General features: G+C 52.9%; 1 rRNA gene. It reads right to left on the reverse strand.

Annotated features, from left to right (window positions below):
• Positions 1–469 (reverse strand): 16S ribosomal RNA (locus tag R2R70_RS18875); the annotation flags it as partial.
• Positions 470–618: the final 149 nt, after the last annotated feature.

Genomic DNA, 618 nt, shown 5'->3' on the forward strand with positions numbered 1-618 from the left:
GAGTATTAATCCCAAGGCGTTCTTCCTCGCTGAAAGTGCTTTACAACCCGAAGGCCTTCTTCACACACGCGGCATGGCTGGATCAGGCTTTCGCCCATTGTCCAATATTCCCCACTGCTGCCTCCCGTAGGAGTCTGGGCCGTGTCTCAGTCCCAGTGTGGCTGATCATCCTCTCAGACCAGCTACGGATCGTCGCCTTGGTGAGCCATTACCTCACCAACAAGCTAATCCGACATGGGCTCATCCGATAGCGCAAGGTCCGAAGATCCCCTGCTTTCTCCCGTAGGACGTATGCGGTATTAGCCTGAGTTTCCCCAGGTTGTCCCCCACTATCGGGCAGATTCCCATGCATTACTCACCCGTCCGCCGCTCGACGCCTCCTAGCAAGCTAGGATCGTTTCCGCTCGACTTGCATGTGTTAAGCCTGCCGCCAGCGTTCAATCTGAGCCATGATCAAACTCTTCAGTTGAAAGCTTGATAGTCTGTTAAGCAGACCAAACTTGGTTCAGAGTCAAACTTCTCGTGAGAGGCTTGCTCCGATATTTGGTGACCTTGTCACCACTCATCGGCAAGCGCTCACACGAATTACCTGATCAAATTTTTAAAGAGCGTCGCTGT

Source organism: Cobetia sp. SIMBA_158 (assembly GCF_046566945.1).
Lineage (GTDB): Bacteria > Pseudomonadota > Gammaproteobacteria > Pseudomonadales > Halomonadaceae > Cobetia > Cobetia amphilecti.